The organism is Paraburkholderia sp. BL21I4N1, assembly GCF_002973525.1.
Taxonomy (GTDB): domain Bacteria; phylum Pseudomonadota; class Gammaproteobacteria; order Burkholderiales; family Burkholderiaceae; genus Paraburkholderia.
Genome location: NZ_PVEN01000002.1, coordinates 420627 through 445546, shown reverse-complemented (window position 1 = coordinate 445546; position 24920 = coordinate 420627). Strand labels below are relative to the sequence as shown.

Genomic DNA, 24920 nt, shown 5'->3' with positions numbered 1-24920 from the left:
TACATTTTACTGGCTGCTGTTGTCGAGAAACGACCAGCGCCCAGATTGAACAGATCGCCTGAAAGGCTTACGCAGCATGGATTTGAACGATTCGACCGAAACGGAAAGCCCGCCGGGTAAGGGGGTAAAAACCCATACCCCGTATATGCAGCAATACCTGCGCATCAAAGCGGATCATCCGGGCACGCTGGTGTTCTACCGGATGGGCGACTTCTACGAGCTCTTTTTCGACGACGCCGAAAAGGCCTCCCGCCTGCTCGATCTGACGCTCACGCAGCGCGGTGCGTCGGGCGGCAATCCGATCAAGATGGCCGGCGTGCCGCATCACGCGGTCGAACAGTATCTGGCCAAGCTGGTGAAGCTCGGCGAATCGGTTGCGATCTGCGAACAGATCGGCGACCCGGCCACGTCGAAAGGTCCCGTCGAACGTAAAGTGGTGCGCGTGGTCACGCCAGGCACTCTCACGGACGCAGCGCTGCTGTCCGACAAGAGCGACGTCTACCTGATGGCGCTGTGCGTCGCGCACAACCGCCGCGGCGTCGCAACCAGCGTCGGTCTGGCGTGGCTGAATCTGGCGAGCGGCGCGTTGCGCCTCGCGGAAGTCGCGCCCGACCAGGCGGCGGCCGCGCTCGAACGCATTCGCCCCGCGGAAATTCTGGTGGCCGATTCGACCGCGGAATCCGCGAGCTGGACGCCGCCCGTCAATGCCGGCGCCCTCACCCGCGTACCGGTGTGGCACTTCGATATCGCGTCGGGCACGCAGCGTCTTTGCGATCAACTGGAAGTGGCGGGCCTCGACGGCTTCGGCGCGCATTCGCTGACGGCCGCCTGCGGCGCGGCCGGCGCGTTGCTACTCTACGCGGCGGCCACGCAGGGCCAGCAATTGCGTCACGTGCGCAGCCTGAAGGTGGAATACGAGTCCGAATATATCGGCCTCGACCCGGCCACGCGCCGCAATCTCGAACTCACCGAAACGCTGCGCGGCACCGAGTCACCCACGCTGTGCTCGCTGCTCGACACCTGCTGCACGACCATGGGCAGCCGGCTGCTGCGCCACTGGCTGCATCACCCGCCGCGCGAAGCCGCGGTGGCGCAAGCACGTCAGCAAGCCATCGGCGCACTGCTCGATGCGCCGGTCGGCGTCAGCGTCGACACGCTGCGCGGCGCGCTGCGGCAAATCTCCGATATCGAACGGATCACAGGGCGTCTTGCGTTGTTGTCCGCGCGGCCTCGCGACCTGTCGAGCTTGCGCGATACGTTCATCGCGTTGCCCGAGCTGCGCACGCAACTCGCGGCGGTGTCGTCCAACGCGGATTCGCTCGCGCGTATCGACGCCTCGCTCGTGCCGCCGCAAGACTGCGTCGAACTGCTCAAACGCGCGATCGCGCAGGAACCGTCGGCCATGGTGCGCGACGGCGGCGTGATCGCACGCGGTTATGACGCGGACCTCGACGAATTGCGCGATATTTCGGAGAACTGCGGGCAGTTCCTGATTGACCTCGAAACACGCGAACGCGCCCGCACGGGCATCGGCAATCTGCGCGTCGAGTACAACAAGGTGCACGGCTTCTATATCGAAGTCACGCGCGGCCAGACCGACAAAGTGCCCGACGACTATCGCCGCCGTCAGACGCTGAAGAATGCCGAGCGCTACATCACGCCGGAGCTGAAAACGTTCGAGGACAAAGCGCTGTCCGCGCAGGAACGCGCGCTGGCTCGCGAACGCTCGCTGTACGACGCGTTGCTGCAGGCGCTGCTGCCCTTTATCCCCGATTGCCAGCGGGTTGCTTCGGCGCTCGCCGAACTCGATCTGCTGGCGGCCTTCGCCGAACGCGCCCGCGCGCTCGACTGGGTCGCGCCGACGTTCTCGCCGGATACCGGCATCGAAATCGAACAGGGGCGTCACCCGGTGGTCGAGGCGCAGGTCGAGCAGTTCATCGCCAACGACTGCACGCTGACACCCGAGCGCAAACTGCTGCTGATCACCGGCCCGAACATGGGCGGTAAATCGACCTTCATGCGGCAGACCGCGCTGATCGCGCTGCTCGCTTATGTGGGTAGCTACGTGCCGGCCCGGCGCGCGGCGTTCGGGCCGATCGACCGCATCTTCACGCGAATCGGCGCGGCGGACGACCTGGCCGGCGGCCGCTCGACCTTCATGGTGGAAATGACCGAAGCCGCCGCGATCCTGAACGACGCGACGCCGCAAAGTCTCGTGCTGATGGATGAAATCGGCCGCGGCACGTCGACCTTCGACGGGCTCGCGCTGGCCTGGGCGATCGCGCGGCATCTGCTGTCGCATAACGGCTGTCACACGCTGTTCGCCACGCACTATTTCGAACTCACGCAGTTGCCGGTCGAGTTTCCGCACGCGGCCAACGTGCATCTGTCGGCGGTCGAGCATGGGCACGGCATCGTGTTCCTGCATGCGGTCAGCGAAGGCCCGGCAAATCAGAGCTATGGGCTGCAGGTCGCGCAGCTCGCGGGCGTGCCCAACGCGGTAATTCGCGCGGCACGCAAGCATCTGGCGCATCTTGAACAGCAATCGGCGGCGCAACCCGCGCCGCAACTCGACCTGTTCGCCGCCCCGCTGCCGATGCTGGTCGAAGACGCGGACGACGACCGTTACGACGCACCGCCGCCCGCCGCGCTACCGCCCGCCATGCAGGCGCTCGCCGAACGCCTGCGCGCAATCGACCCGAACGACTTGCGGCCACGAGAAGCGCTCGACCTGCTGTACGACCTGCACGAGCTGGCTACCGCGCCAGATGCGGATCATTGACGCTCCCAGACCCCGGCGGCGTCCGTGCAGGTTTCGCACGGCGCTGACCTTCCCCCTGACGCTCGCGGGTGGACTCGTGCCTCTCGTGGGTCTGCTTACGGGTCTGCTGATGTGCGCCCAGCCGGCGCACGCCGAAGCGCAACGCTATGCGTTCGCTGTGATCGCCAACACGCTGCAAAACACCGCCGACGAAGCCGCCACGCAGCGCCTGATCGACGCGATCGGGCGAGAACGCGACATCGCGTTTATCGTCTACAACGGCAATCTGAAAGGCGCGAAAGAAGCCTGCCGCGACGCGCTCTACGAGCGCCGTCACGCGTTGCTCGAAACGTCGCGGCCCGCGCTGTTCTTCATTCCGGGCCAGCATGACTGGGCCGATTGCGGCACGGCCGGGGCCGGCGGGTTCGACCCGACCGAACGGCTCGACCAGCTGCGCCAGACGCTGTTCGCCGACTCGACGTCGATGGGTCAAAACCCCATCACACTGACGCGCGAAAGCGAAGTCTCGCGCTTTCGTCCGTTTCGCGAGAACGTGCGCTGGCAAGTGGGCGATACCGTGTTCATCGGTCTGAACGCGCCGAGCCCGAACAATCACTACCTGACCGCGGGTGGCCGCAACGGTGAATTCGAAGACCGGGTCATCGCCAATGCATTCTGGCTCGAGCATGCCGGCGAATACGCGAAACGCCGCGACGCGCGCGCGATCGTCGTGTTCATTCAAGGCGACCCCGACCCGGAGCGTTATGAACGGCCGGATCGCTTCGCCTGGCTGCGTTTTGCACGCAGCACACGCCGCGACGGTTTTCTGGAGTTCAAGCGCAGCCTGGTCAAACTCGCGCAGACTTTCCGCGGACCGGTGCTCGTGATTCATTGCGACGACGAACACGCGAGCGGCGGCTTTCTGATCGATCAGCCGTTACGCAATGACAAGGGCGCGCTGGTGACGAACCTCACGCGGATCGCCCTTGCGCCGCATGATCGTCTTACCCAATGGATTCGGATTGAAGCGGATCTCGGCAGGAAGCCGCCGTTCCGCGTGAGTGTGCGCGATGTGCCGAAGCAAATGCCTTTGCCCGTGCCGCCGCCATTGCTGCCGCACGAGGAGCCCGCCGCGTCGATGCCGGCCGTGCCGGCGCTCGGGCCCGCTTCGGAATTGCCGCCGCTGTTGCCGACGCCTGGGGAGTCGCAACTGGATCAGCAACCGCGCATTCCGGCCGATCAGGGCGGTGGCGGCTACGGGCCCGCAACTTCGGTCCCGCCCGCTTCCGCTACCTTGCCGTACCTGCCGGGCGCCGCTTCAGGCTCGAACCTTAACGGCGGCGTGCCCGCCAGTTCAGTGCAGCGTGGGCCCTGATTCGTCTTCGTCGGCTTCGTCGTCTTCATCGAGAACTTCGAGGCCGTCGGCGCCATGCGCGTGTTCGTGCTGGATTTCGTCTTCGGTCGCGGGACGCACGTCTTTGACCGTCAGCGCGAAACGCAACGCCATGCCGGCGAGCGGATGGTTGCCGTCGAGCACGACTTTGTCTTCCGCGACGTCCGTCACCACGTAGACGAGCGAATCGAGATCTTCGTCGCCTTCTTCCGGCGTGCCTTCGAATTGCATGCCGACTTCGAGCGGTTCAGGAAAACGATCGCGCGGCTCGATCTTCACGAGGTCGGGGTCGTACTCGCCGAACGCGTCGGCCGGCTCAAGCTGGATCTGGGCCTCGAAGCCGGCCTCGTGGCCGTCGAGCTCTTCCTCGATCTTGGGGAACGTGCCATCATAGCCGCCGTGCAGATAGACCATCGGCTCGTCGCTCTCTTCAATCAGATTGCCCTGCGCATCCGACAGCTTGTAAGCGACCGATACGACGGTGTTCTTTGCGATTTTCATTCGATTCTCCAGAATACAACTCACATTATACGATGCCCAAGCGGCCCATTGACCACCCGGCCGACACAGCTTCGGCAAGGAATTCATCATCGGCGGCAAAGCCGGTTCTGCCGCCTTCGTCCGATACGCCGACACCGTTGCTCGGTAATCTGACGCCGTCGCAATTCATGCGCCGCTACTGGCAAAAGAAGCCGCTGCTGATCCGTCAGGCGATCCCGAACGTCGAGGCCCCGCTCTCGCGCGACGAATTGTTCGAGCTGGCCGATCGGGACGAAGTCGAAGCTCGCCTCATCACCCATTTTCGCAACAAGTGGAAACTCGAACACGGCCCGTTCGCGCTGGACGAACTGCCGTCGCTGAAGCAGCGCGCATGGACTTTACTCGTGCAAGGCGTCGATCTTTACGACAACCGTGCGCGCGCGTTGCTGGACCGTTTCCGCTTCGTGCCGGACGCGCGACTCGACGACCTGATGATCTCGTACGCAAGTGACGGCGGCGGTGTCGGCCCGCACTTCGATTCCTACGATGTGTTTCTTTTGCAAGTAAAAGGCAAGCGCCGTTGGCGCATCAGCGCGCAGAAAGATCTGACACTGCAAGACGGTCCGCCTTTGAAAGTTTTACAGAATTTCCAGGCCGAAGAGGAATGGGTTCTCGAACCGGGCGACATGCTTTACCTGCCGCCGCATATCGCCCATGACGGCATCGCCGAGGGCGAATGCATGACCTGTTCGATCGGCTTCCGCGCGCCCTCGGCGAGCGAGTTGACCGCGCAATTCCTCTACCATCTGGCCGAGCGCGGCGAGTCGGCCAGCCCGTCGGGCGCGTTGTATCGCGATCCGCAGCAACCCGCCGTCGAGCGTCCGGCCGAGTTGCCGGCGCCGCTGGTCGAAAGGGTTGGCGCGATCCTTGCTGGGATTAAATGGAATGAGCAGGATATTGCGTCGTTCCTTGGCACGTACCTCAGCGAACCGAAGCCGAGCGTCGTGTTTGATCCGCCGCAAAGGCCGCTTAACGAAGCCCGTTTCATCAGTCGCGCATCAAAGTCAGGCATTCGGCTGAACCGCAAGACTAATTTGTTGTACAACCGCCGTTTTTTCTTCGTAAATGGAGAGGAAACGTTATTTAACGGCGCGAAAAAGTGGTTGATTGACCTCGCTGACCACCGGTGTATGAGTGCGAAACGCTTTGTAACACTCTCACACGATTCGTCGGTGACAGCATTGCTGCACGAGTGGTATTGTGCGGGCTGGATAGAAGTGGGCGAGCTTGCGTAACTGTTTGCGCAACTCTTGTTCACCTGCTATACCGTACTTTCAAATTTTGTATGAGAAAGACAACGTATTGACCCCGGATTTATGGATTGTCAGTACGAAAGTGCATATAATTTCCGCCCAAGCCGTAGGGAAGATTCCAGCTCGTTCAAAGAGCTTCTCCACCAACGGCCCAGGTCGGTGTTGGAGCACATTACCGGTTTTATTTTGCGCTGTTGCTTACCTTTAAACCATAAAAGGACGTGATCATGAAGAAATCCCTCCTCGTAGCATCCCTGTTGGCAGCTGTGGCACTGGCTGCATGCAACAAGAGCAACGATCAAGCCGCTGCCCCGGCTAGCGACGCAGCTGCTGCTTCGGCACCGGCTGCTGCAGCTTCGGATTCGGCGATGGCTGCTTCGGGTGCGGCTGCTGCTGCGAGCGACGCTGCTGCTTCGGCTACGACGGCTGCTTCGGACGCAACCGCTGCTGCTTCGGACGCTGCTGCTTCGGCTGCTGCTCCGGCTTCGGGCGCAAGCCAGTAAGCTGTCGCATAGGGTTCGCCTCTGGGCGAAAACTGCATCGGGAAATCCCCTCGATTTCCCGGGCAGTAAAGCAAAACGCCACGGATTCACATCCGTGGCGTTTTGTCGTTTGGGCGCCGTTTTTTACAACGGCGCCGACTTAATACCGACCGGTCTGCGTTATTCGGCCGGTGTCGCGCTCTCTTCGAAAAACTCGCGCACCACCTCGATCTCACGGGTGCGCTTGAATGGCGGCAGGCTCTGCCATATCCGGCGCCCATACGGTTTGTCGACGAGACGCGTGTCGCAGATCATCAGCACGCCGCGATCGGTCTCAGCGCGAATCAGACGGCCTGCGCCCTGCTTCAGCGTAATCACGGCCTGCGGCAATTGATGCACGGCGAACGGGCTCAAGCCTTTCTTCGTCAACGCGTCGAGACGCGCGGACAACACCGGGTCGTCGGGCGGGGCGAACGGCAGCTTGTCGATCACCACCAGCGACAGCGCGTCGCCGCGCACGTCGACCCCTTCCCAGAAACTCTGACTGCCCACCAGGATCGCATTGCCGTATGAGCGGAAACGGTCGAGCAATTCGGTGCGGCTCGCATCGCCCTGCACGAGCAGCGGATAGTCCCAGCCGCGTGCTTCGATCGTGTCGCGCAATTTGTTCGAAATACGGTCCACCGCGCGCAGCGTTGTGCACAGCATGAAAACGCCGCCACCCGACGCTTCGATCGCGGGCAACGCCGCGTCGAACACGGCGTCGGTGAACATGGGCGAGGAAGGCTGCGGCAGATTGCGCGGCACGTACAGCAGTCCCTGCGTCGGATAGTCGAAGGGACTGGGCAGCGTCATCGAACGCTTCGCGTTCAGGCCCATCTGCGCGGCGTAGTGCGTGAAGTCGCCGCGCACCGACAACGTGGCCGACGTGAAGATCCACGCACGCGGCACGCCGGCGCGCTGCTTCGCGAAGATCGGCGCGACCGACAGTGGTGTCTCATGCAACTGCACCGTATGCGAGAAGACTTCGATCCAGCGCACCTTTTCGTTCGGGTCGGCGCGTTCGCTCTTGCCGTCGGCGGAAGCGCCCTGAGCCGCGTTATCAGCCGACGCGCGTTCGGTTTCAGTGGGCGGTGTGGTCCAGCCGGCGAGCACGCCTTGCAGCTCGCGTGCGCGGCGCAGACACGCGCCGATCGATTCGGCGCGCTCGGCCTGGCTCGCGAGCGCCGACGCCAATGCGTCGAGTTCGGTTTCGAGCGTTTCGAGCGCGGCAAACAACGGATGGTCGTCGGGCAACTGCCCGATCGACAAGCGCACCGAGTCTTCCTTGAACGCGAGCCGTACATCGCGCGCCGCGCGTTCGAGCGTCGAGCCGAGCTTCACCCAGTCGACGGTTTCGCGCGCATGACCCAGGCCTTCCGCGACAGAGTCGCGAGCTAGTTCGAGAAACTGCGTGGTGGACAACGTCTCGCCGAAAAACAGCGTGGCGGTTTCCGGCAATTGATGCGCTTCATCGAAGATGACCGTGTTGGCGGTGGGCAGCAACTCGGCCATGCCGGTATCGCGCAACATGATGTCGGCGAAAAACAGATGGTGATTCACCACCACGATATCCGCCTGCTGCGCCTCACGGCGCGCCTGCATGACGAAGCAATCCTTGTAGTGCGGGCACTCCTGGCCGAGACAGTTTTCGCGCGTCGACGTCACCATCGACCACACCGCCGCCGTTTCCGGAACGCTCGCGAGTTCGGCCTTGTCGCCGGTGCGCGTGATCTTCGCGAAGCGCACGATGTCCTGTAGATACGAGGTTTCCTGCCGCGACGGCAGACGGCCGTTGTCCGCGGTGCGCTGCAGATAGTAGTGGCACAGGTAGTTCGCGCGCCCCTTGAGCATGGCGACCGACACCGGCACCGCGAGCGCGTCGCGCACGGTCGGAATGTCGCGCTGAAACAGCTGGTCCTGCAAGTGCTTGGTGCCGGTGGAGACGATCACCTTGCCGCCCCACAACATGGCCGGCACGAGATAAGCATAGGTCTTGCCGGTGCCCGTGCCCGCTTCGACGATCAGCGTGTTTTCGCTGCCGTCGAGGCTGTTCGCTTCGTCGCTTTCGACAGCGGCCGCCTCCGCGCCCGACGGCGCGCCGAGTCGTCGCGCCGGACGCTTCTGCGCCTCGAACATCGCGGGTTCGGGCATGGCGCGGCCCGACGCTTCCATTGCCGCGGCGACCGCGCGCGACATCTCGATCTGCGACGCGCGCGACCGATAACCGTCGATCTGCCTCGCCAGCAATCCGTTGTCGGCGAAGATCTCGTCCAGTTCGGTGGCCCGGCGCGGATTCAACGACGCGCTCAGCGCGGACGCGGCCGCACGCGGCGCCACCGGCGTGCCGGCTTCCGATGCGACGTCGCCCGAGGCGGCGCGGGGTGAAGGTTCAAGCGATGAATTCAAGGCAAGCGTTCCTGCAAAGTCCGGCTCGCGCGGCGCGCGCCCGGCGCTTGCCAGGCCGCGAACTCAGGCGCGTGTGTCCGGTTCGAGCTGCAATTGCAGCAAGATGATGGTGTCCTTGACTTTGAGTTTGCGCTTTTTCAAACGCTGCAACTCGAAGTCGTCGATGCCGGGCTCATCCGACATTCGGTCGATCAAACGATCGAGCCCGCTGTGCTCCGATTCCAGTTGCAGAATACGGTCGCGAAGTGTGTTCGCGTCGATGACGTGATGTTGATCGCGCATGCTCGCCTCCTCTCGTCGACGGCACGAACCGCGTGTGCGGCTCGATGCCTGAGGTTGCTGTACGGCTTAAAAACGCGTTACGGCGACTGCGGCGCCGACCAGTCACGGTGAACCGGCCCGAGCCCATTACAGCAAGCAAGCACGGTGCTCAACGACAGCACGCTCACTGTTGCTCCTGTTGCAGTTTCTGCTGTTGTTCGAGTTCCTGCTGCTGTTTCAACTGATCCTGACGTTTCTGCTCCGCTTTATCGGCCGCCTGCTTCTGACGCGACTCGACGTCGGCTTTGTGCTGCGCCGCGTCAACCTGCTTCTTCTCGAAGCTCTGCTGTTTTTCGACGCGCTCCTGCGCCTTCTGCGCGCCCTGCTGACGGGCTTCCTCGAGCTTGCGCTGGAAGTCGCCCTGCTTCTGATCGTACGCCTGCTGATTGGCGGCTGCCTGCGACGGGCTCACACCGCGCTGCGCCTGATCCAGCGCATGCTGGCGCTGCTTGTCCTGATACGCCTGCGCGTTGGCGCTGCGCTGCGGCGCCTCGGCGGTGCGCTGCGCCTGATCGAGTTGATGCTGGCGCTGCTTGTCCTGGTACGCCTGCGTGTTGCGCGCGTCTTCGGCGGCGCGCTGCGGGGCGCTCGCTTCGTCTTGCGCGCGTTTAATCGCGGCCTGCTCATCACGGTCGCGGGCGCGCTGTGCGCGCTGCTCACCGTCGAGCGCCAGTTGTTCCTTGCGAATGTCGGCCTGCACGACGCGCATGCTGTCGCGCGCCTTGTTCAGGCAGTAGTTGACGAAGAACTTGCTATAGCAGTCGTGTTCGGCAACCCCGTAACGGTAGTTGTTTTCCTCGCTGCGCTGATCCAGCACTTTCTGGCGCGCGTCGAACGCATTGTCTTGTGCCGCGGTGCTAGCGCTGCTGTCTGCGTTGCCGGTGTTCATGCCACCGCTTGTATCCACCGCCCGAGCATCCGACGCAGCCGCCGTGGCGCTGCCGCCCATCATGGGCGCCGAAGCTTGCCCGGCGGTCTGCGCCATGGCGGGTGCGGACAGCCCCAGCGCAACGGCCAGCACGCCCGCTGCGCAAGACGCGGCGAACACGCTGTTGGGAACGGGCACGGACTTGAACACGGAGCGCGTTACCCGCGTGAGCGACACGAGCGGCGAACGCGAAAACAGCGGCGATTGTGGCAAGCGAGAGACCAAGCGGGAGCCCAGGCAGTTGAGGGACAAGGAGATCGGCAACGTCGTAGGAGGTCAACGGAACATGCCCGAAATTCTATCACCCTGCGGTTGAGCCCTTTGGCATTTATGGCAAAATGCCCCGCTCTAGCAACCTGGTCGCAGCGCGCACGCCCGGCGTGCTTCACGGCGTGATCCACACCGTGCAACACGTGCCCGATATGGCGCACACCGTGCCCCCAACGTGTCGTCAGCGCGCGGCCTTAGATCGAGTCCGCAGGAACACCAAGACCTTATGACGGAAAACGTAGCACTCAAGATCGTACAGCGCATCGCCGCCGAACTGTCCGTCCAGCCGCGCCAGGTCGCGGCCGCGGTGCAACTTCTCGACGAAGGAGCGACTGTTCCGTTCATCGCCCGCTACCGTAAGGAAGTGACCGACAATCTCGACGACACGCAACTGCGTAATCTCGAGGAACGCCTGCTGTACCTGCGCGAGCTGGAAGACCGGCGCGTGGCCATCATCGCCAGCATCGACGAGCAGGGCAAGCTCACCGACGAACTGCGCAACGCGATCGAAGGCGCGGACAGCAAGCAGGTGCTGGAAGACCTGTATCTCCCGTACAAGCCGAAGCGCCGCACGCGCGCGCAGATCGCCCGCGAAGCCGGCTTGCAGCCGCTCGCCGACGCGCTGCTGGCCAATCCCCTGCTCGACCCACAAACCGAAGCCGCCGCCTACGTGGACGCCGAGAAAGGCGTCGCGGATGTCAAGGCCGCGCTCGACGGCGCGCGCGACATCCTGTCGGAACAGTTCGGCGAAACCGCCGACCTGCTCGGCAAGCTGCGCGATTACCTGTTCAACCAGGGCGTGCTGTCGTCGAAGGTGGTCGAGGGCAAGGAAAACGCGGAAGAAGAAAAATTCCGCGATTACTACGACTACGCGGAAACCATTCGCACCGTGCCGTCGCATCGCGCGCTGGCGCTGTTCCGCGGCCGCAATGCGGGCGTGCTGATGGTCAAGCTGGGCCTCGGCGAAGAACTCGACGCGCAGGTGCCGCATCCGGGCGAAGCGCTGGTCGCGCGTCACTTCGGCATCGCCAATCAGAACCGGCCGGCCGACAAGTGGCTCTCCGACGTGTGCCGCTGGTGCTGGCGCGTGAAGGTGCAGCCGCACATCGAAAACGAGCTGCTGACCAACCTGCGCGACGAAGCCGAACACGAAGCGATTCGCGTGTTTGCGCGCAATCTGAAGGACCTGCTGCTGGCCGCGCCCGCGGGCCCGAAGGCCGTGATCGGTCTCGATCCGGGCATGCGCACCGGCGTGAAGGTGGCCGTGGTCGATCGGACCGGCAAGGTGCTCGCCACCGACGTGATCTATCCGCACGAGCCGCGCCGCGACTGGGACGGCTCGATCGCCAAGCTGGCGCGCCTGTGCGCGCAGACGCAGGCCGAGCTAATCAGTATCGGCAACGGTACGGCGTCGCGCGAAACGGACAAGCTCGCCAGCGAACTGATCGCGCGGCATCCGGAATTCAACCTGCAGAAGATCGTCGTGTCGGAAGCCGGCGCGTCGGTGTACTCGGCGTCCGAGATCGCGGCAAAGGAATTCCCGGACATGGACGTGACACTGCGCGGCGCGGTGTCGATCGCACGGCGTCTCCAAGACCCGCTCGCCGAGCTTGTGAAGATCGAGCCGAAGGCGATCGGCGTCGGCCAATATCAGCACGACGTGAATCAGCGAGAGCTGGCGCGCTCGCTGGACGCCGTGGTCGAAGACTGCGTGAACGCGGTCGGCGTGGACGCGAATACCGCGTCGGTCGCGCTGCTCGCGCGCGTGTCGGGATTGAACGCCACGTTGGCACGCAATATCGTCGACTATCGCGATGCGAACGGTCCGTTCCCGTCGCGCGAACATCTGCGCAAGGTGCCGCGTCTGGGCGACAAGACGTTCGAGCAAGCCGCCGGCTTTCTGCGGATCAACAACGGCGAAAATCCGCTCGACCGCTCGTCGGTTCACCCGGAAGCGTATCCGGTCGTCGAACGGATGCTGGCGAAGATCAGCAAGCATGTCGGCGAAGTGCTGGGCAATCGCGACGCATTGCGCGGCCTGTCGCCGGCTGAATTCGTCGACGATCGTTTCGGCTTGCCGACCGTGCGCGACATCCTGCTCGAACTCGAAAAGCCGGGCCGCGATCCGCGTCCGGAGTTCAAGACCGCGACGTTCCGCGAAGGCGTCGAGAAAGTCAGCGACCTGACGCCGGGCATGGTGCTCGAAGGCGTCGTGACGAACGTGGCGGCGTTCGGTGCGTTCATCGACGTCGGCGTGCACCAGGACGGTCTGGTGCACGTGTCGGCCCTGTCGACGAAGTTCATCAAGGATCCGCATGAAGTCGTCAAGGCCGGCCAGATCGTCAAGGTGAAAGTGCTGGAAGTCGACGTGAAACGTCAGCGTATCGCCTTGACCATGCGACTGGACGATGAGTTCGGCGCAGCGGCCACGCGTAGCGGCGGCGGTGCGCAGCAGGACCGTGGCGGCGCGGCGCGCTCGGGCGGCGGTGGACGCGGCGCGCAGCAACAGCGCTCGCGTGAGCCGGAAGCCGGCGGCGCCATGGCGGCGGCATTCGCGAAGCTGAAGCAGAAGTAAGCGAGGTCGATCGGCGCGTGGCGGGTTAGCGCGCGTCGCGATTGAAACCCTGGCCGCGCGCGCAACCTGCAGCGCCCAACAAAAAGCCCACGCAATTGCGTGGGCTTTTTGCTTTCCCGCGCGCCCCGCTCAAGCGAAGCGCGCGACTACGCATGGAGCGCCGTCAAATCTCGATCTTGGTCCCCAACTCCACCACCCGGTTGGCCGGAATGCTGAAGAAGTCGGTCGGCTTCGCGGCGTTCTGATGCATCCACGCGAAGACGCGTTCGCGCCACACCGACATGCCGGGCAATTGCGTCGGCACCACCGTCTCGCGCGCGAGGAAGAACGATGTGTCCATCAACTCGAACGTCATGTCGTGGGTACGCCCTACCTCTTGCAACACCGCCTTCACGTCCGGCGTTTCGTTGAAGCCGTAGGCCGCCTTGACGAGATACAGCCCGCCGTCAATATCCTTCACCGTCACGCGTTCCGCTTCATTCACGTACGGAATGTCACGCGTCACGAAGGTCAGGAAGATGGTGCGTTCGTGCAGCACCTTGTTGTGCTTCAGGTTGTGCAGCAGGCTTACCGGCACCAGCGAATCGCTGCCGGTCAGATAGATTGCCGTACCCGACACGCGATGCGGCGGATGCGCAAGCAGTCCCTGCAGGAACGGCATGAGCGGAATACCGTCGGCAGCCGTGCGCTCCTTGACGATCATCCTGCCCTTGAACCACGTCATCAGCAGGAAGAACAGCAACGCGCCGATGCCGAGCGGCAACCAGCCGCCCTCCGCGACCTTCAGCAGATTGGCGCCGAAAAAGCCCAGATCGACCGCCATGAACACGCCGATAATCATCGCCACCAGCAGCTTGTTCCAGTTCCACACCTTCACCATCACGACGCAGGCAAGGATCGTGGTGATCACCATGGTGGCCGTCACCGCGATACCGTAGGCCGCGGCGAGATTGTCCGAGCTCTTGAAGGCGATCACGATGCACAGAATGATGAACAGCAGCATCCAGTTCACCACCGGCACATAGATCTGGCCGATCGCCAGTTCCGACGTATGCAGGATCTTCATGCGCGGTACATAGCCGAGCTGGATCGCCTGGCTCGTCAGCGAATACGCGCCCGAAATCACCGCCTGCGAAGCGATCACGGTCGCCACCGTCGACAGCACGACGAGCGGCAACAACGCCCAGTCCGGCGCGAGCAGGAAGAACGGATTTTCGATCGCTTTCGGGTCGTGCATCAGCAGCGCGCCCTGGCCGAAGTAGTTCAGCACCAGCGACGGCATCACCAGCACGTACCACGCCATGCGGATCGGCTTCGCGCCGAAGTGGCCCATGTCGGCGTACAGCGCCTCGGCGCCGGTCAGCACCAGCACGACCGAGCCGAGCACCACGTAGGCCTGCAGCACGTGCGCGGCCATGAAGGTGTACGCGTAGTACGGGTTGAGCGCGCGAATCACGTTCGGCGATTGGACGATGTGCCACAGCCCGAGTGCGGCGAGCACCAGAAACCACAGCACCATGATCGGCCCGAACAGGCGGCCGACCGTGGCCGTGCCGTGCCGCTGGATCCAGAACAGCAGCACGAGGATCACCATCGTAAGCGGCAGCACCAGATGCGACAGATTGGGCGCGGCGATCTCCAGACCTTCGACCGCCGAGATCACCGAGATGGCCGGTGTGATCACCGCGTCGCCATAAAACATGCAGGCGCCGAAGATGCCGAGCATCATCAGCACGCCGGCCATTTTCGACTTCTGGTCGATGGAGCGCAGCGCCAGCGCCATCAGCGCGAGCACACCGCCTTCGCCGTTATTGTCGGCACGCATCACGAACAACACGTACTTGATGCCGACCACGATCACGATCGCCCAGAACAGCAGCGAGATCACACCGAGGATGGATTGGTCGGTTAGCGGAATGCCATGCGAGGGGCTGAAAGCCTCTTTCAGCGAGTACAACGGGCTCGTGCCGATATCACCGAACACCACCCCGATCGCGGCAATGGCGAGGGACGGCAGAGGCTGTTTGTGCACGTGATTGTTATCTGTCATAAACGCGAGGAAATCCGTTCCCTGAGCGGAAAAAACGACCGCCATTCTAAACTGCCGGCATGGCGCCGCCCGGCTTGTTGTGGATACACCACGTGGCTGGTCCGCGCAGTGTAGCACTGCGATATGGACGCGTCTGCGCTGCAAGGTGTTTCGTTTGAAGCGCGAGTTCGCGCCTTGCCGGACTCGGTGTCAACGGTGCGATCAGACGCGTAAACGAAAAAACGGAGTCCGTTGGGACTCCGTTTTGCGGTATTGCACCGTACTGCGCTGAACAAAGCGCAAGCTCCGACGCGACGACCGTGCGCCGATGCAAGCATCACTGCCCGGACGACTCCTGCGCTTGCGCCATGCCGCGCTTGATCCACGCGCCGAGGTTATGCGGACGCACCGTGTCCCACTCCTCGAACGGCTGATGAATCCACGGATTGGTAGGCAGATACTGCACACTGTAGTCGGGCTTCACCTTCGAGCAGCCCTTGTACCAGAGCACCGCCGAACGCACCGCGGTGATCGCCGGATAGCGTTCCTTCAGATGCTGCTGAACCCGCGCCAGCGTCACGCCCGAATCGACCAGGTCGTCGACCAGCAGCACGTTGCCGTGCAACTCGCCGCGCGTCATCGTGATGTATTGCGCGATGTCGAGATCGCCCTGCTCCGTGCCGGCCGCTTCGCGATACGAACTCGTGGCCAGAATCGCCAGCGGCAGATCGTAGATACGCGAGAGCTGGTCACCCACGCGCAAACCGCCGCGCGCGAGACACAGGATCTTGTCGAACTTCCAGCCCGACTCATGCACCTGCAGCGCCAGCAGTTCGATCAGCCGGTGATATTCGTCCCAGCCGACCCACAGGTTTTTGTCGTCGTTGCGCGGGTCTTTCATCGCAATCATGGGTACACCTTGAACCATTACTTAAACCTTGAACGGATGACGCAACAGGATGGTCTCGTCGCGATCCGGACCGGTCGACACCATGTCGATCGGAATACCCGCGACTTCCTGCACACGCGACAGATACGCGCGCGCATTCGCCGGCAGCTTGTCCCATTCCTTGATGCCGACCGTGCTTTCCTTCCAGCCCGCGAAAGTTTCGTACACCGGCTCGCAACGCGCGACTTCCGACGCACCGCGCGGCAGCAGGTCGACCGACTGACCGTCGACCGTGTAGCCGACGCACAGCTTCACTTCGTCGAGACCGTCGAGCACGTCGAGCTTGGTCATGCACAGACCCGACACGCCGTTGATCTGGATCGAGCGACGCAGCGCGGCGACATCGAGCCAGCCGGTGCGGCGCGGACGGCCGGTGACCGAGCCGAATTCCTTGCCGACCGTGGCCAGTTCGAGGCCGATCGCTTCCTGACGGGCGGCGTTGTCGGCGTCGTACAGTTCGCTCGGGAACGGGCCCGAACCGACGCGCGTGCAATACGCCTTGGTAATGCCGAGAATGTAGTTCAGCTTTTGCGGACCGACGCCGGCGCCCGCGGTAGCGGCACCCGCCACGCAGTTGCTCGACGTGACATACGGATACGTGCCGTGGTCGATGTCGAGCAGCGTGCCTTGCGCGCCTTCGAACAGCAGATTGCTGCCGGCGGCGTTCGCGTCGTACAGACGACGCGAGACGTCCGTCACCATCGGCTTCAGACGGTCCGCATAGCTGAGCATCGTGTCGAGCGTTTGCTGGAAGTCGACAGCGGTGACGCCCAGGTATTGCGTCAACACGAAGTTGTGGTAATCGAGATTTTCACGCAGACGTTCGGCGAAAATTTCCGGCTCGAACAGGTCCTGCACGCGCAAGCCGCGGCGTGCCACCTTGTCTTCGTAAGCCGGGCCGATGCCGCGACCGGTGGTGCCGATTTTGCTCGCGCCACGGCGCGCTTCGCGCCCCTGGTCGATGGCAATGTGGTACGGCAGGATCAGGGTGGTGGCTTCGGAAATGAAGAGGCGATTCTGAACATCGACCCCAGCGGCTTCGAGCTCGCCAATTTCCTTGAACAGAGCTTCCGGCGACAACACGACGCCATTGCCGATGTAGCACGCGACGCCGGGATGCATGATGCCCGACGGAATCAGACGCAAGATGGTTTTCTTGCCGCCGATGATAAGCGTGTGACCGGCATTGTGACCGCCCTGGAAGCGAACGACGCCTTGAGCGTGGTCCGTCAACCAGTCGACGATCTTGCCCTTGCCTTCATCACCCCATTGGGTTCCCACGACGACGACGTTACGCCCGGGGTTCACATTCACTGCGCTGGCAGACATGTTGTTTCGTAAGCTGGTTAAAAACGTATTCTACCTATGTTCGCGGAACCTTCCGAATTTTTCCGTTTCCGCTCAACGGTATGCACGTTATGGTGGGTATATCGAAAACAGCGCGGCGGATGGCCGCGCCGGGAATCCGGCGACGCTTTGGACGCCTTCCGAGTTGCGCCGAGGTGAGACCTCAGGCGGATCGAACGAAGCGCGCGTGAGCGCGCCGCGACGCGCTCACGCGCGCGGTTCGACGACCCATGCGCCGTTGTGCTCGACCAACACGCGATCAAAAGCGAATTCATCCAGATCGTGTTCATGGCCCGGCAACGCCTGGATCACGACTTCGCCGGCATCACGCAATGCGGCGACGCTGACGCGCAACGCGTCGTCGTGCTGCCACGGCGCGAGGATCGCGCTGCTGCGTGCCTCGACCGGCGAGATCCGCGCCACTTCGCGCAGATCGAGCGAAAAACCGGTGGCCGCGCGTGCACGGCCGTAGGCCTGTCCGACGTGGTCGTAACGGCCGCCGCGCGCCACCGCGTTCGGCACGCCGTCCACATACGCCGAGAACATCACGCCGCTGTGGTACGCGTAGCCGCGCAGATCCGCCAGATCGATCATCACTTCGGCGCCATCCACTTGGCTCGCGAGGAAGGCGAGATCGTCGAGCGCGCGCGAAATAGCCGGCGCGTTCGGCAGACGGGCGCGCGCTTCCGCGAGCACCGATGCGTCGCCGTACAGCGAGGGCAGCGCGCGCAACGCGTCGCGCGTGACCGGCGTGAGATTCGCGGTCAGCTCGATCAGGCGCGGCACGTCCTTGCCGGCGAGCGCGTCGTAGAGCGACTGGCCCAGTTCCGCTGCGGCCGGTTCCGCTTCGATCAGCGCAGCCAGGACGCCCGCATGGCACAGGTCGAGCCGCACTTTCGCGAGGCCGGCCAGACGCAGCGCGTCGAGGAGCAGTTGCTGAATTTCGAGGTCGGCTTCGAGGCCGGCGTGACCGTAGATTTCCGCGCCAATCTGGATCTGCTCGCGCGTGGCATGCAGGCCGCGCGGCCGCGTATGCGCGACGTTGCCCGCATAGCACAAGCGCGTCACGCCCTGACGGTTCAGCAAGTGCGCGTCGATCCGCGCGACCTGCGGCGTGATGTCGGCGCGCAGACCGAGCGTGCGCCCGGATAGCTGATCGACCAGCTTGAAGGTGCGCAGATTCAGATCGTGCCCGCCGCCGGTCAGCAGCGACTCGATGTATTCGAGCAGCGGCGGCATGACCATCTCGTAGCCGTACGAGCGAAAACGGTCCAGCAGACGGCGCCGCAGTTCTTCGATCTTGCGGGCTTCCGACGGCAGCACGTCGGCAATATTCTCGGGAAGTAACCAGGTCGACATCGATACAGTCCTACGACGTTGAACACGGCGGCTGGAGGCGCCGGTAAGTGAATGTGAATGGCGGGCGGCGGCTCGATTCTGGCGGCCATCGCAGGCGTGGGTGCGGCCCGCGATAGGCATTTTCGGCCAGCGTGCCGACTGATCGAGTCGGCAGACCGGCGTCCGCGAAGCAACGAACGCGATCACGACACGGCGAGCGCGCAGCGGCCTACGGCCTTCTGCATCCGCTCCGCCGGACGGACCGCTTCAGGTCACGATAAACAGCAGGATCAGCCCAAGCGCCATCACGATCAGCCCGCCGACGCGAATCTGATGCGGCGGGCGTTCCGCTATTTTACGGAACGTGTCGCGCCAGGCGCTCGGAAAAACGAAGGGAAACATTCCCTCGATAATCAGCATCAACGCGATCGCGAGCAGTAACGAGCCGGCTATATCCATGCGAATCAAGAGGCCGCGATGCGGATGCCGCGGCCTTCCGGTTATCAGTGTTTGCGCGGGACCGCGGGAGCGTCCGGGGCAGTGCCGCCGGTCGGGCTACGCATGAAGCGGAAGAACTCGCTGCTCGGGTCGACCACGATCACGTCGCCCGGTTTGAAGGTGTTCTTGTACGCCTGCATGCTTTGATAGAACTGGTAGAACTGCGGGTCGGCGCCATACGCTTCGGCAGCGATTTCCGCGGCCTTCGCATCGCCCTCACCCTTGATGGTCTGCGCCTGACGGTAGCCGTCCGCGAGAATCGCCTGCTGTTGACCCACCGCTTCCGCCTTGATCTGGTCGGCTTCGGCGGCGCCCTTGGCACGCTCGTCGGCCGCGATCTGTTCGCGGGCGGCGATCATCCGCTTGTAGACCGAGTCGGCCATGACAGCCGGGAAATCGACGCGCGTCAGTTGCACGTCGACGACCGACACGCCCAGCGACGCCGCGGCCTTGTCCATCGCGCCACGTGCTTCGTCGGCGACGGCTTGCTGTTTGGCCAGCGCGTCGGACAGCGTGACCTTGCCGAACGCGTCGCCGAGCGCGCTGCGCGACAGCAGCGCCAGCCGGTCCGGCAGGCTTTGGACGTCGCCCTTGGTTTCGGCGATCAGTTTCAGCGGATCGGTGACACGGTATTTGACGACCGGATTGGCCAGCAGGTCGGTTTTGTCGGACGTGACGTATCGGTCTTCGTCCGGCGCGTCGAGCGACTGGATGCGGTTATCGACCAACGTCACGGTTTGCAGCGGCGGCGGCAGTTTGACGTGCAGGCCCGGGCCGAGCAGCGTCGGCGCCGCATCGCCATGCGACGACAACACCGCCATATGCCGCTGATCGACAACGAATACGGTTGACGACGCCGCGAACAGCACGATGACGACAGCCACGACGAGCGCAATGATCTTGTTCATGATGTGCGCTCCTTATTGAACGTCGTCTTCGCGCATACGGCTGCGGAAGGAGTCGCGTGAACGGAGCGCGTCGCTGCTGGCTGCAGCCTGGCTGGCAGGCGTCGCGGCGACGGCCGCGGCGGGCGCGGAGGCCACGCTGCCCGGCACGGCGGCGGACGGAGCGACCGACGGCGCCGCGGACGACGAAGCGGCACTACCGCCCCCTTGCGATGCGGCCGCAGCCGAAGCGCCCGACGCAGCGGCTGCGGCGTCGGCCACACGCTGACGAGTCTGCTCGACCAGCTTGTCGAGCGGCAGATACAGCACGTTGTTGCCGCTCTTGCTGTCCACAAACACTTTGGTCGTATTCGAATAGATCTGCTGCATGGTTTCCAGGTACATGCGCTCGCGAATCACGGCGGGCGCTTTCGAGTACTGCGCGTAGACCTGCTTGAAGCGCTCGGCGTCGCCTTGCGCCTGAGCGACGGTTTTGTCGCTGTAGGTCTTCGCCTCGTCGATCTGGCGCGCCACGTCGGCTTGCGCGCGCGGCAGCAGATCGGCCGCGTAGGCCTGCGCATCGCGTTTGGCGCGATCGTTTTCCTGACGCACTTTCGCAGCGTCGTCGAAAGCGGCCTGCACCTGGTCGGGCACCTGCACGCCCTGAATCGTCACGCCGGTGACCGCGAGGCCCGACTGATATTCATCCAGGGATTGCTGGATCGACGCCATCAATTGCTGACGAATCGTTTCGCGATCCTGATCGAGAATCTCGCTGGTGCTGCGCGCACCGACGATGCTGCGCACCGCCGCCTGCGCGGCCTGCATCACGCTCTGATCGGGATCGGTGCTGCGGAACAGATAGTCGGTCGGCTTGCGCACCTGGTACTGGACCGCAAAGCGCACGTCGACAATATCCGCGTCGTGCGTGAGCATCGACGCGTCTTTGACGTTCGCGAGACGCACCACGTTGTTGCGACCGATCTCCACCTGACGGATCTGGCCGATATTGACGAGTTCATGCGCTTCGAACGGATACGGCAGACGCCAATGCACCCCCTGCCCGGCGGTGTAGCGATACTTGCCGAATTGCATCACGACGCCGGCTTGCCCGTCTTGCACGACGAACACGCCGCTGCCGAGATAAACGGCCACCAGCACACCGATCACGATGCCCACGCCGATGCGCGCGCCGCGGCCGTTATCCGGCCGGCCACCGCCCGCACCGCCGCCCTTGCGACCGAACACGCGGCTCAGACGACGATTGAAATCACGCCACATTTCGTCGAGATCGGGCGGACCTTCACCGTCTTTGGTCGGAGGACGCTTGGGTTCATTCGGCCGTTGCCGGTCGCCATTGCCGTCGCCCCGGCCCCAGCGCGGATCGTTCAGTGACAGCATGGCGCGCATGCGCAGCCAGATACTCCGCTCGTTGTAATCGTTCACCTGTGTTCGTTCACCAGAGTAGACAGCGGGTCAGTGCAATTGGAACGGGTCAGTGCCCGAGTTCTGGGACCTTGCGGTCGTCGCGTGGAGCTGCCGACCGGTCTTCTTCCGACAGATCGATCTGCATGTCGGGAAGAGGTTCGGCAGTAGCGATCTCAGCGATAGCAGCGCGCAATGTATCCAGACCTTGCCCCGTGCGCGCGCTCAAAAAGACGCGCGAAATATTACCATACTCATCCCGCTCAACCGCGTCGCCACGGGCCGCCAACTCCGGCACCGCGTCGATCTTGTTGAACACCAGCACCTGACGAATATTGTCCGCGCCGATCGCGTGCAACACCTCGTTCACCTGATCGATCTGATCGAGCCGCACTGCGCTCGACGCGTCGACCACGTGCAACAGCAGGTCAGCGTGAATGGTTTCCTCGAGCGTGGCGCGGAACGCCGCCACCAGCTGGTGAGGCAATTCGCGAATGAATCCGACCGTATCGGACACCACCACCTGCCCCGCTTCGTCGCCCAGATAGACGCGCCGCGAGGTGGTATCCAGCGTGGCGAACAACTGGTCGGCGGCGTAGGCCTGGGCCTTCGTCAGCGCGTTGAATAGCGTGGATTTGCCGGCATTCGTATAACCGACCAGCGACACCGACATGGTCTGATTACGGCTGCGCGCGCGGCGCTGCGTGCCATGCTGACGACGCAGTTTTTCGAGCCGGGTCTTGAGCGCCTTGATGCGCTCGCCGATCAAACGGCGGTCGGTTTCGAGCTGCGTTTCGCCTGGACCGCGCAAACCGATACCGCCTTTTTGCCGCTCCAGGTGAGTCCATGCGCGGATTAGCCGCGTCGACAGATACTGCAATTGCGCGAGTTCCACCTGCAGCTTGCCTTCGTGGCTGCGGGCGCGTTGCGCAAAAATGTCGAGGATCAGACTAGTACGATCGATCACGCGCCGATTAAGCGCTTGCTCCAGATTGCGCTGCTGCGCAGGCGCCAGAGCATGATTGAAAATGACGAGTTCGATGTCGTTCGCCTCACACGCGAGACGCAGTTCTTCGGCTTTGCCGCTACCGACGAACATCTTCGCGTCCGGACTGGACCGGCGCCCGGTGAGGGTGACTAAGGGATTCGCGCCCGCGCTTTGCGCGAGCAGGCTGAGTTCTTCCAGGCTGGCTTCGAAATCGATCTTACCGAAGTCGATGCCGACAAGCGCTGCATTGATCAAATTGGACGGTATCAAAATTGAGGCGGCCGGGAGTGATCGCCAACGGGCGACGCTACGCCGGCCGCGACGAGGGGTTAGGACTGTTCGGAATCCGGGTGGAAATTCACCGGACGGGCTGGCACGACCGTGGAGATTGCGTGCTTGTAGACCATCTGGGTGACCGTATTCCGGAGCAACACGACGTACTGGTCGAACGATTCGATGTTCCCTTGAAGCTTGATGCCGTTGACCAGGTAGATCGACACCGGCACATGCTCTTTACGCAGTGCGTTCAAAAACGGGTCTTGTAACAATTGCCCTTTGTTGCTCATAGCAAACTCCGTATTTTTTTGCAGGTTGACTGAATTGACGCCGAAGAAAAAGAGATCCGACGTCAACCGCTACACTATAGCCGATTTTCATTTTTGCGCGACAGGCCTGGCCAAGCGGCCAAAGCCAGCACACACGCGGGTTTCAGCCTGAGTTCAGCCTTTATCCGCGTAAGGGTTCGTCGACGATCTGAACTCTATGCGCAATGGAGTCCCAGTCAGCTTGAAAGTTTCCCGGAAGCGGTTTTCGAGGTAGCGTTTATACGTGTCGGTGATCGCGTCGAGCGCGTTGCCGTGAATCACGATGAGCGGCGGGTTCTGTCCGCCTTGGTGCGCATAGCGCAGTTTCGGACGCACCGGACCGCGACGACGCGGTTGCTGGAACTCCACGGCGTCGATCAACGCGCGCGTGAGCTTCGGCGTCGGCAGCTTGGCCATCGCAGCCTTGTACGCGTCGTCCACCGAACGCATCAACGGGCCAATCCCCGTGTTTTCCGTCGCGGAAATGAAGTGGAATTTGGCGAAGTCGAGAAATTTTAGTTTGCGCTCGAGGTCCGCCTTGGTGCGCTCGCGTACATGCGAATCGAGTCCGTCCCACTTGTTCACGCCCACCACCAGCGCACGCCCCTGCTCGACCACGAAGCCGGCAATGTGCGCGTCCTGTTCCGAGATGTCCTGGCGCGCGTCGAGCAGCAGAATCACGACGTTCGCGTCGGAGATCGACTGCAGTGTCTTCACCACCGAGAACTTTTCGATCGCCTCGAACACTTTGCCGCGACGGCGCAAGCCGGCCGTGTCGATCAGCGTGTACGGCTTGCCTTGACGCTCGAAGTCGACGTAGATCGAATCGCGCGTGGTGCCGGGCATGTCGAACGCGATCACGCGCTCCTCGCCGACCAGCGAATTGATCAGCGTGGACTTACCCACGTTCGGGCGACCGACGATCGCGATCTTCACGCCATGCGCTGCTTTCTCTTCGTCGCTTTCTTCCGGCTGGCCGGCGTAGGCGACCGCGAGCGCTTCGTTGATCATTTCGGTCACGCCGTCGCCGTGCGCGGACGAAATCGCGCGCGGGTCGCCGAGACCGAGTTCGTAGAAGTCGGCGGCGACGTTGCTGTACTTCATCCCCTCCGCCTTATTGACGACGAGGAAAATCGGCCGGCCGACCTTGCGCAGGTAATCGGCAATGGTCTTGTCCTGCGGCGCGAGGCCGTTTCGACCGTCGCAGATGAACACGACGATGTCCGACTCCTCGACCGCCTGGCGGGTTTGACGCGCCATTTCGTGCAGGATGCCTTCTTTCGCGACCGGCTCGAAGCCGCCGGTATCGACGACCAGATACGGCCGGTCGCCGGCGCGCCCTTCGCCATAGTGGCGATCGCGGGTAAGACCGGGCAGGTCGGCAACCAGCGCGTCACGCGAACGCGTGAGCCGGTTAAATAGCGTGGATTTCCCCACATTGGGGCGCCCGACGAGGGCAATAACGGGTTTCATCAGATGTTGTTCACGGTGAAACGCGGGATCGAAATCGACCGCCCGCGTAGCGACGCCATGCGGCCGCTACACGGCAGCGTTTGACGAAAATTATCACGAATTCGACCGGCCCCGGACACGCTGTCAATTTGCGCACCCGGGCGGACGGGAGTTTGGCTGGTTGGGGCGGCGCCAATGGGCCGCCAGGTTCAGTCTTTCCTGCTCGACGGCTCGCACGCCTGCGAGCGGACGGTGCTCTACGAAATCTGTGACGACCTGTGGAGCAACCGCCGACGGTGGCGCCGCAAGCAGCCACCGATGGCCACGCGCGCGATGCTTCCCTGCCGCGCGTCGACCATTTCCTGATCCGACTTGCCGGACCAGCCAGTCCGGCGCGATTCTTCTACTTGCTCTACAACTTGTGTCCAACAAAACGCGCACGGCCGGCAAAGCCG

20 protein-coding genes are annotated in these 24920 nt (G+C 63.3%); 6 read left to right on the top strand and 14 right to left on the bottom strand.

Translation table 11 applies throughout. The features are described from left to right. Positions 1–76 precede the first annotated feature (76 nt). Positions 77–2782 (top strand): DNA mismatch repair protein MutS, encoded by a 2706-nt coding sequence (mutS, locus tag B0G83_RS08280; RefSeq protein WP_105506944.1) that lies wholly within the window; start codon positions 77–79, stop codon positions 2780–2782. Then, complete coding sequence (locus tag B0G83_RS08275) at positions 2769–4136, top strand: hypothetical protein (RefSeq protein ID WP_105506943.1); 1368 nt, start codon at positions 2769–2771, stop codon at positions 4134–4136. The genes mutS and B0G83_RS08275 overlap by 14 nt, the downstream gene beginning before the upstream one ends. Here B0G83_RS08275 and B0G83_RS08270 read toward each other — a convergent pair. Next, positions 4116–4655 (bottom strand): peptidylprolyl isomerase, encoded by a 540-nt coding sequence (locus B0G83_RS08270; protein WP_105506942.1) that lies wholly within the window; start codon positions 4653–4655, stop codon positions 4116–4118. The two genes, B0G83_RS08275 and B0G83_RS08270, sit on opposite strands and share 21 nt — an antisense overlap. Before the next feature lie 32 nt (positions 4656–4687). Between B0G83_RS08270 and B0G83_RS08265 the strand changes: the two genes are divergently transcribed. Together B0G83_RS08265 and B0G83_RS39075 are read left to right on the top strand one after the other, a co-directional pair. After that, positions 4688–5929 carry a cupin domain-containing protein gene (locus B0G83_RS08265; protein WP_105506941.1) on the top strand — a complete coding sequence of 414 codons (1242 nt, stop codon included), beginning with the start codon at positions 4688–4690 and terminating at the stop codon, positions 5927–5929. Positions 5930–6174: 245 nt separating this feature from the next. Next, entirely contained in the window at positions 6175–6450 is a 276-nt protein-coding gene (locus B0G83_RS39075; RefSeq protein ID WP_081935648.1) for a hypothetical protein, read from the top strand. Positions 6451–6609: 159 nt separating this feature from the next. Here B0G83_RS39075 and B0G83_RS08250 read toward each other — a convergent pair whose 3' ends face one another. From B0G83_RS08250 to B0G83_RS08240, 3 genes are all read right to left on the bottom strand, one after another. Then, positions 6610–8877 carry an ATP-dependent DNA helicase gene (locus B0G83_RS08250; RefSeq protein WP_105506940.1) on the bottom strand — a complete coding sequence of 756 codons (2268 nt, stop codon included), beginning with the start codon at positions 8875–8877 and terminating at the stop codon, positions 6610–6612. Positions 8878–8940: 63 nt separating this feature from the next. Then, positions 8941–9159, bottom strand: a complete 219-nt coding sequence (locus tag B0G83_RS08245; protein ID WP_035546409.1) for a DUF465 domain-containing protein — start codon at positions 9157–9159, stop codon at positions 8941–8943. A gap of 163 nt (positions 9160–9322) precedes the next feature. Then, positions 9323–10183 (bottom strand): hypothetical protein, encoded by an 861-nt coding sequence (locus tag B0G83_RS08240; RefSeq protein WP_308701402.1) that lies wholly within the window; start codon positions 10181–10183, stop codon positions 9323–9325. Between the two features lie 439 nt (positions 10184–10622). On the opposite strand from B0G83_RS08240, the gene B0G83_RS08235 reads away from it, so the two are divergent. Next, the gene (locus B0G83_RS08235) at positions 10623–12971 is read left to right on the top strand and encodes a Tex family protein (RefSeq protein ID WP_105506939.1); all 2349 of its coding nucleotides are present in this window, start codon (positions 10623–10625) and stop codon (positions 12969–12971) included. Between the two features lie 163 nt (positions 12972–13134). Here the strand turns inward: B0G83_RS08235 and B0G83_RS08230 are convergent, their stop codons facing one another. The 10 genes from B0G83_RS08230 to der all read right to left on the bottom strand — a co-directional run bounded on the left by B0G83_RS08230 (position 13135) and on the right by der (position 24486). Continuing rightward, entirely contained in the window at positions 13135–15021 is a 1887-nt protein-coding gene (locus tag B0G83_RS08230; protein ID WP_105507206.1) for a potassium transporter Kup, read from the bottom strand. A gap of 316 nt (positions 15022–15337) precedes the next feature. Next, the gene (locus tag B0G83_RS08225) at positions 15338–15928 is read right to left on the bottom strand and encodes a phosphoribosyltransferase (protein WP_035546411.1); all 591 of its coding nucleotides are present in this window, start codon (positions 15926–15928) and stop codon (positions 15338–15340) included. A 3-nt stretch (positions 15929–15931) separates the two neighbouring features. Beyond that, positions 15932–17278 carry an adenylosuccinate synthase gene (locus tag B0G83_RS08220; protein WP_105506938.1) on the bottom strand — a complete coding sequence of 449 codons (1347 nt, stop codon included), beginning with the start codon at positions 17276–17278 and terminating at the stop codon, positions 15932–15934. Between the two features lie 225 nt (positions 17279–17503). Then, positions 17504–18655, bottom strand: a complete 1152-nt coding sequence (locus tag B0G83_RS08215) for an ATP phosphoribosyltransferase regulatory subunit (protein WP_105506937.1) — start codon at positions 18653–18655, stop codon at positions 17504–17506. 246 nt (positions 18656–18901) lie between these two features. Further along, positions 18902–19093 carry a DUF2065 domain-containing protein gene (locus B0G83_RS08210; RefSeq protein ID WP_035546416.1) on the bottom strand — a complete coding sequence of 64 codons (192 nt, stop codon included), beginning with the start codon at positions 19091–19093 and terminating at the stop codon, positions 18902–18904. Positions 19094–19137: 44 nt separating this feature from the next. Further along, positions 19138–20040, bottom strand: coding sequence for a protease modulator HflC (gene hflC / locus B0G83_RS08205; protein ID WP_105506936.1), 903 nt, complete (start codon positions 20038–20040; stop codon positions 19138–19140). A 12-nt stretch (positions 20041–20052) separates the two neighbouring features. After that, positions 20053–21462 carry an FtsH protease activity modulator HflK gene (hflK, locus tag B0G83_RS08200; RefSeq protein WP_105506935.1) on the bottom strand — a complete coding sequence of 470 codons (1410 nt, stop codon included), beginning with the start codon at positions 21460–21462 and terminating at the stop codon, positions 20053–20055. A 49-nt stretch (positions 21463–21511) separates the two neighbouring features. Then, complete coding sequence (hflX, locus tag B0G83_RS08195; RefSeq protein ID WP_105506934.1) at positions 21512–22684, bottom strand: GTPase HflX; 1173 nt, start codon at positions 22682–22684, stop codon at positions 21512–21514. A 74-nt stretch (positions 22685–22758) separates the two neighbouring features. Further along, the gene (gene hfq / locus B0G83_RS08190) at positions 22759–22995 is read right to left on the bottom strand and encodes an RNA chaperone Hfq (protein ID WP_006051315.1); all 237 of its coding nucleotides are present in this window, start codon (positions 22993–22995) and stop codon (positions 22759–22761) included. A gap of 153 nt (positions 22996–23148) precedes the next feature. After that, entirely contained in the window at positions 23149–24486 is a 1338-nt protein-coding gene (gene der, locus B0G83_RS08185; RefSeq protein ID WP_105506933.1) for a ribosome biogenesis GTPase Der, read from the bottom strand. A gap of 174 nt (positions 24487–24660) precedes the next feature. Here der and B0G83_RS38515 point away from each other — a divergent pair, with 174 nt between their 5' ends. Continuing rightward, positions 24661–24831, top strand: a complete 171-nt coding sequence (locus B0G83_RS38515) for a hypothetical protein (protein ID WP_181156757.1) — start codon at positions 24661–24663, stop codon at positions 24829–24831. Positions 24832–24920 lie beyond the last annotated feature (89 nt).

Coding starts and splice junctions, on each gene's coding strand:
- B0G83_RS08235 (WP_105506939.1), top strand. CDS start 10,623: ATGACGGAAAACGTAGCACTCAAGATCGTACAGCGCATCGCCGCCGAA.
- B0G83_RS08270 (WP_105506942.1), bottom strand. CDS start 4,655: ATGAAAATCGCAAAGAACACCGTCGTATCGGTCGCTTACAAGCTGTCG.
- B0G83_RS08240 (WP_308701402.1), bottom strand. CDS start 10,183: ATGGCGCAGACCGCCGGGCAAGCTTCGGCGCCCATGATGGGCGGCAGC.
- B0G83_RS39075 (WP_081935648.1), top strand. CDS start 6,175: ATGAAGAAATCCCTCCTCGTAGCATCCCTGTTGGCAGCTGTGGCACTG.
- der (WP_105506933.1), bottom strand. CDS start 24,486: ATGAAACCCGTTATTGCCCTCGTCGGGCGCCCCAATGTGGGGAAATCC.
- B0G83_RS08275 (WP_105506943.1), top strand. CDS start 2,769: ATGCGGATCATTGACGCTCCCAGACCCCGGCGGCGTCCGTGCAGGTTT.
- B0G83_RS08245 (WP_035546409.1), bottom strand. CDS start 9,159: ATGCGCGATCAACATCACGTCATCGACGCGAACACACTTCGCGACCGT.
- B0G83_RS08215 (WP_105506937.1), bottom strand. CDS start 18,655: ATGTCGACCTGGTTACTTCCCGAGAATATTGCCGACGTGCTGCCGTCG.
- B0G83_RS08225 (WP_035546411.1), bottom strand. CDS start 15,928: ATGGTTCAAGGTGTACCCATGATTGCGATGAAAGACCCGCGCAACGAC.
- B0G83_RS08230 (WP_105507206.1), bottom strand. CDS start 15,021: ATGACAGATAACAATCACGTGCACAAACAGCCTCTGCCGTCCCTCGCC.
- B0G83_RS38515 (WP_181156757.1), top strand. CDS start 24,661: ATGGGCCGCCAGGTTCAGTCTTTCCTGCTCGACGGCTCGCACGCCTGC.
- B0G83_RS08210 (WP_035546416.1), bottom strand. CDS start 19,093: ATGGATATAGCCGGCTCGTTACTGCTCGCGATCGCGTTGATGCTGATT.
- B0G83_RS08220 (WP_105506938.1), bottom strand. CDS start 17,278: ATGTCTGCCAGCGCAGTGAATGTGAACCCCGGGCGTAACGTCGTCGTC.
- hflC (WP_105506936.1), bottom strand. CDS start 20,040: ATGAACAAGATCATTGCGCTCGTCGTGGCTGTCGTCATCGTGCTGTTC.
- hfq (WP_006051315.1), bottom strand. CDS start 22,995: ATGAGCAACAAAGGGCAATTGTTACAAGACCCGTTTTTGAACGCACTG.
- B0G83_RS08265 (WP_105506941.1), top strand. CDS start 4,688: ATGCCCAAGCGGCCCATTGACCACCCGGCCGACACAGCTTCGGCAAGG.
- mutS (WP_105506944.1), top strand. CDS start 77: ATGGATTTGAACGATTCGACCGAAACGGAAAGCCCGCCGGGTAAGGGG.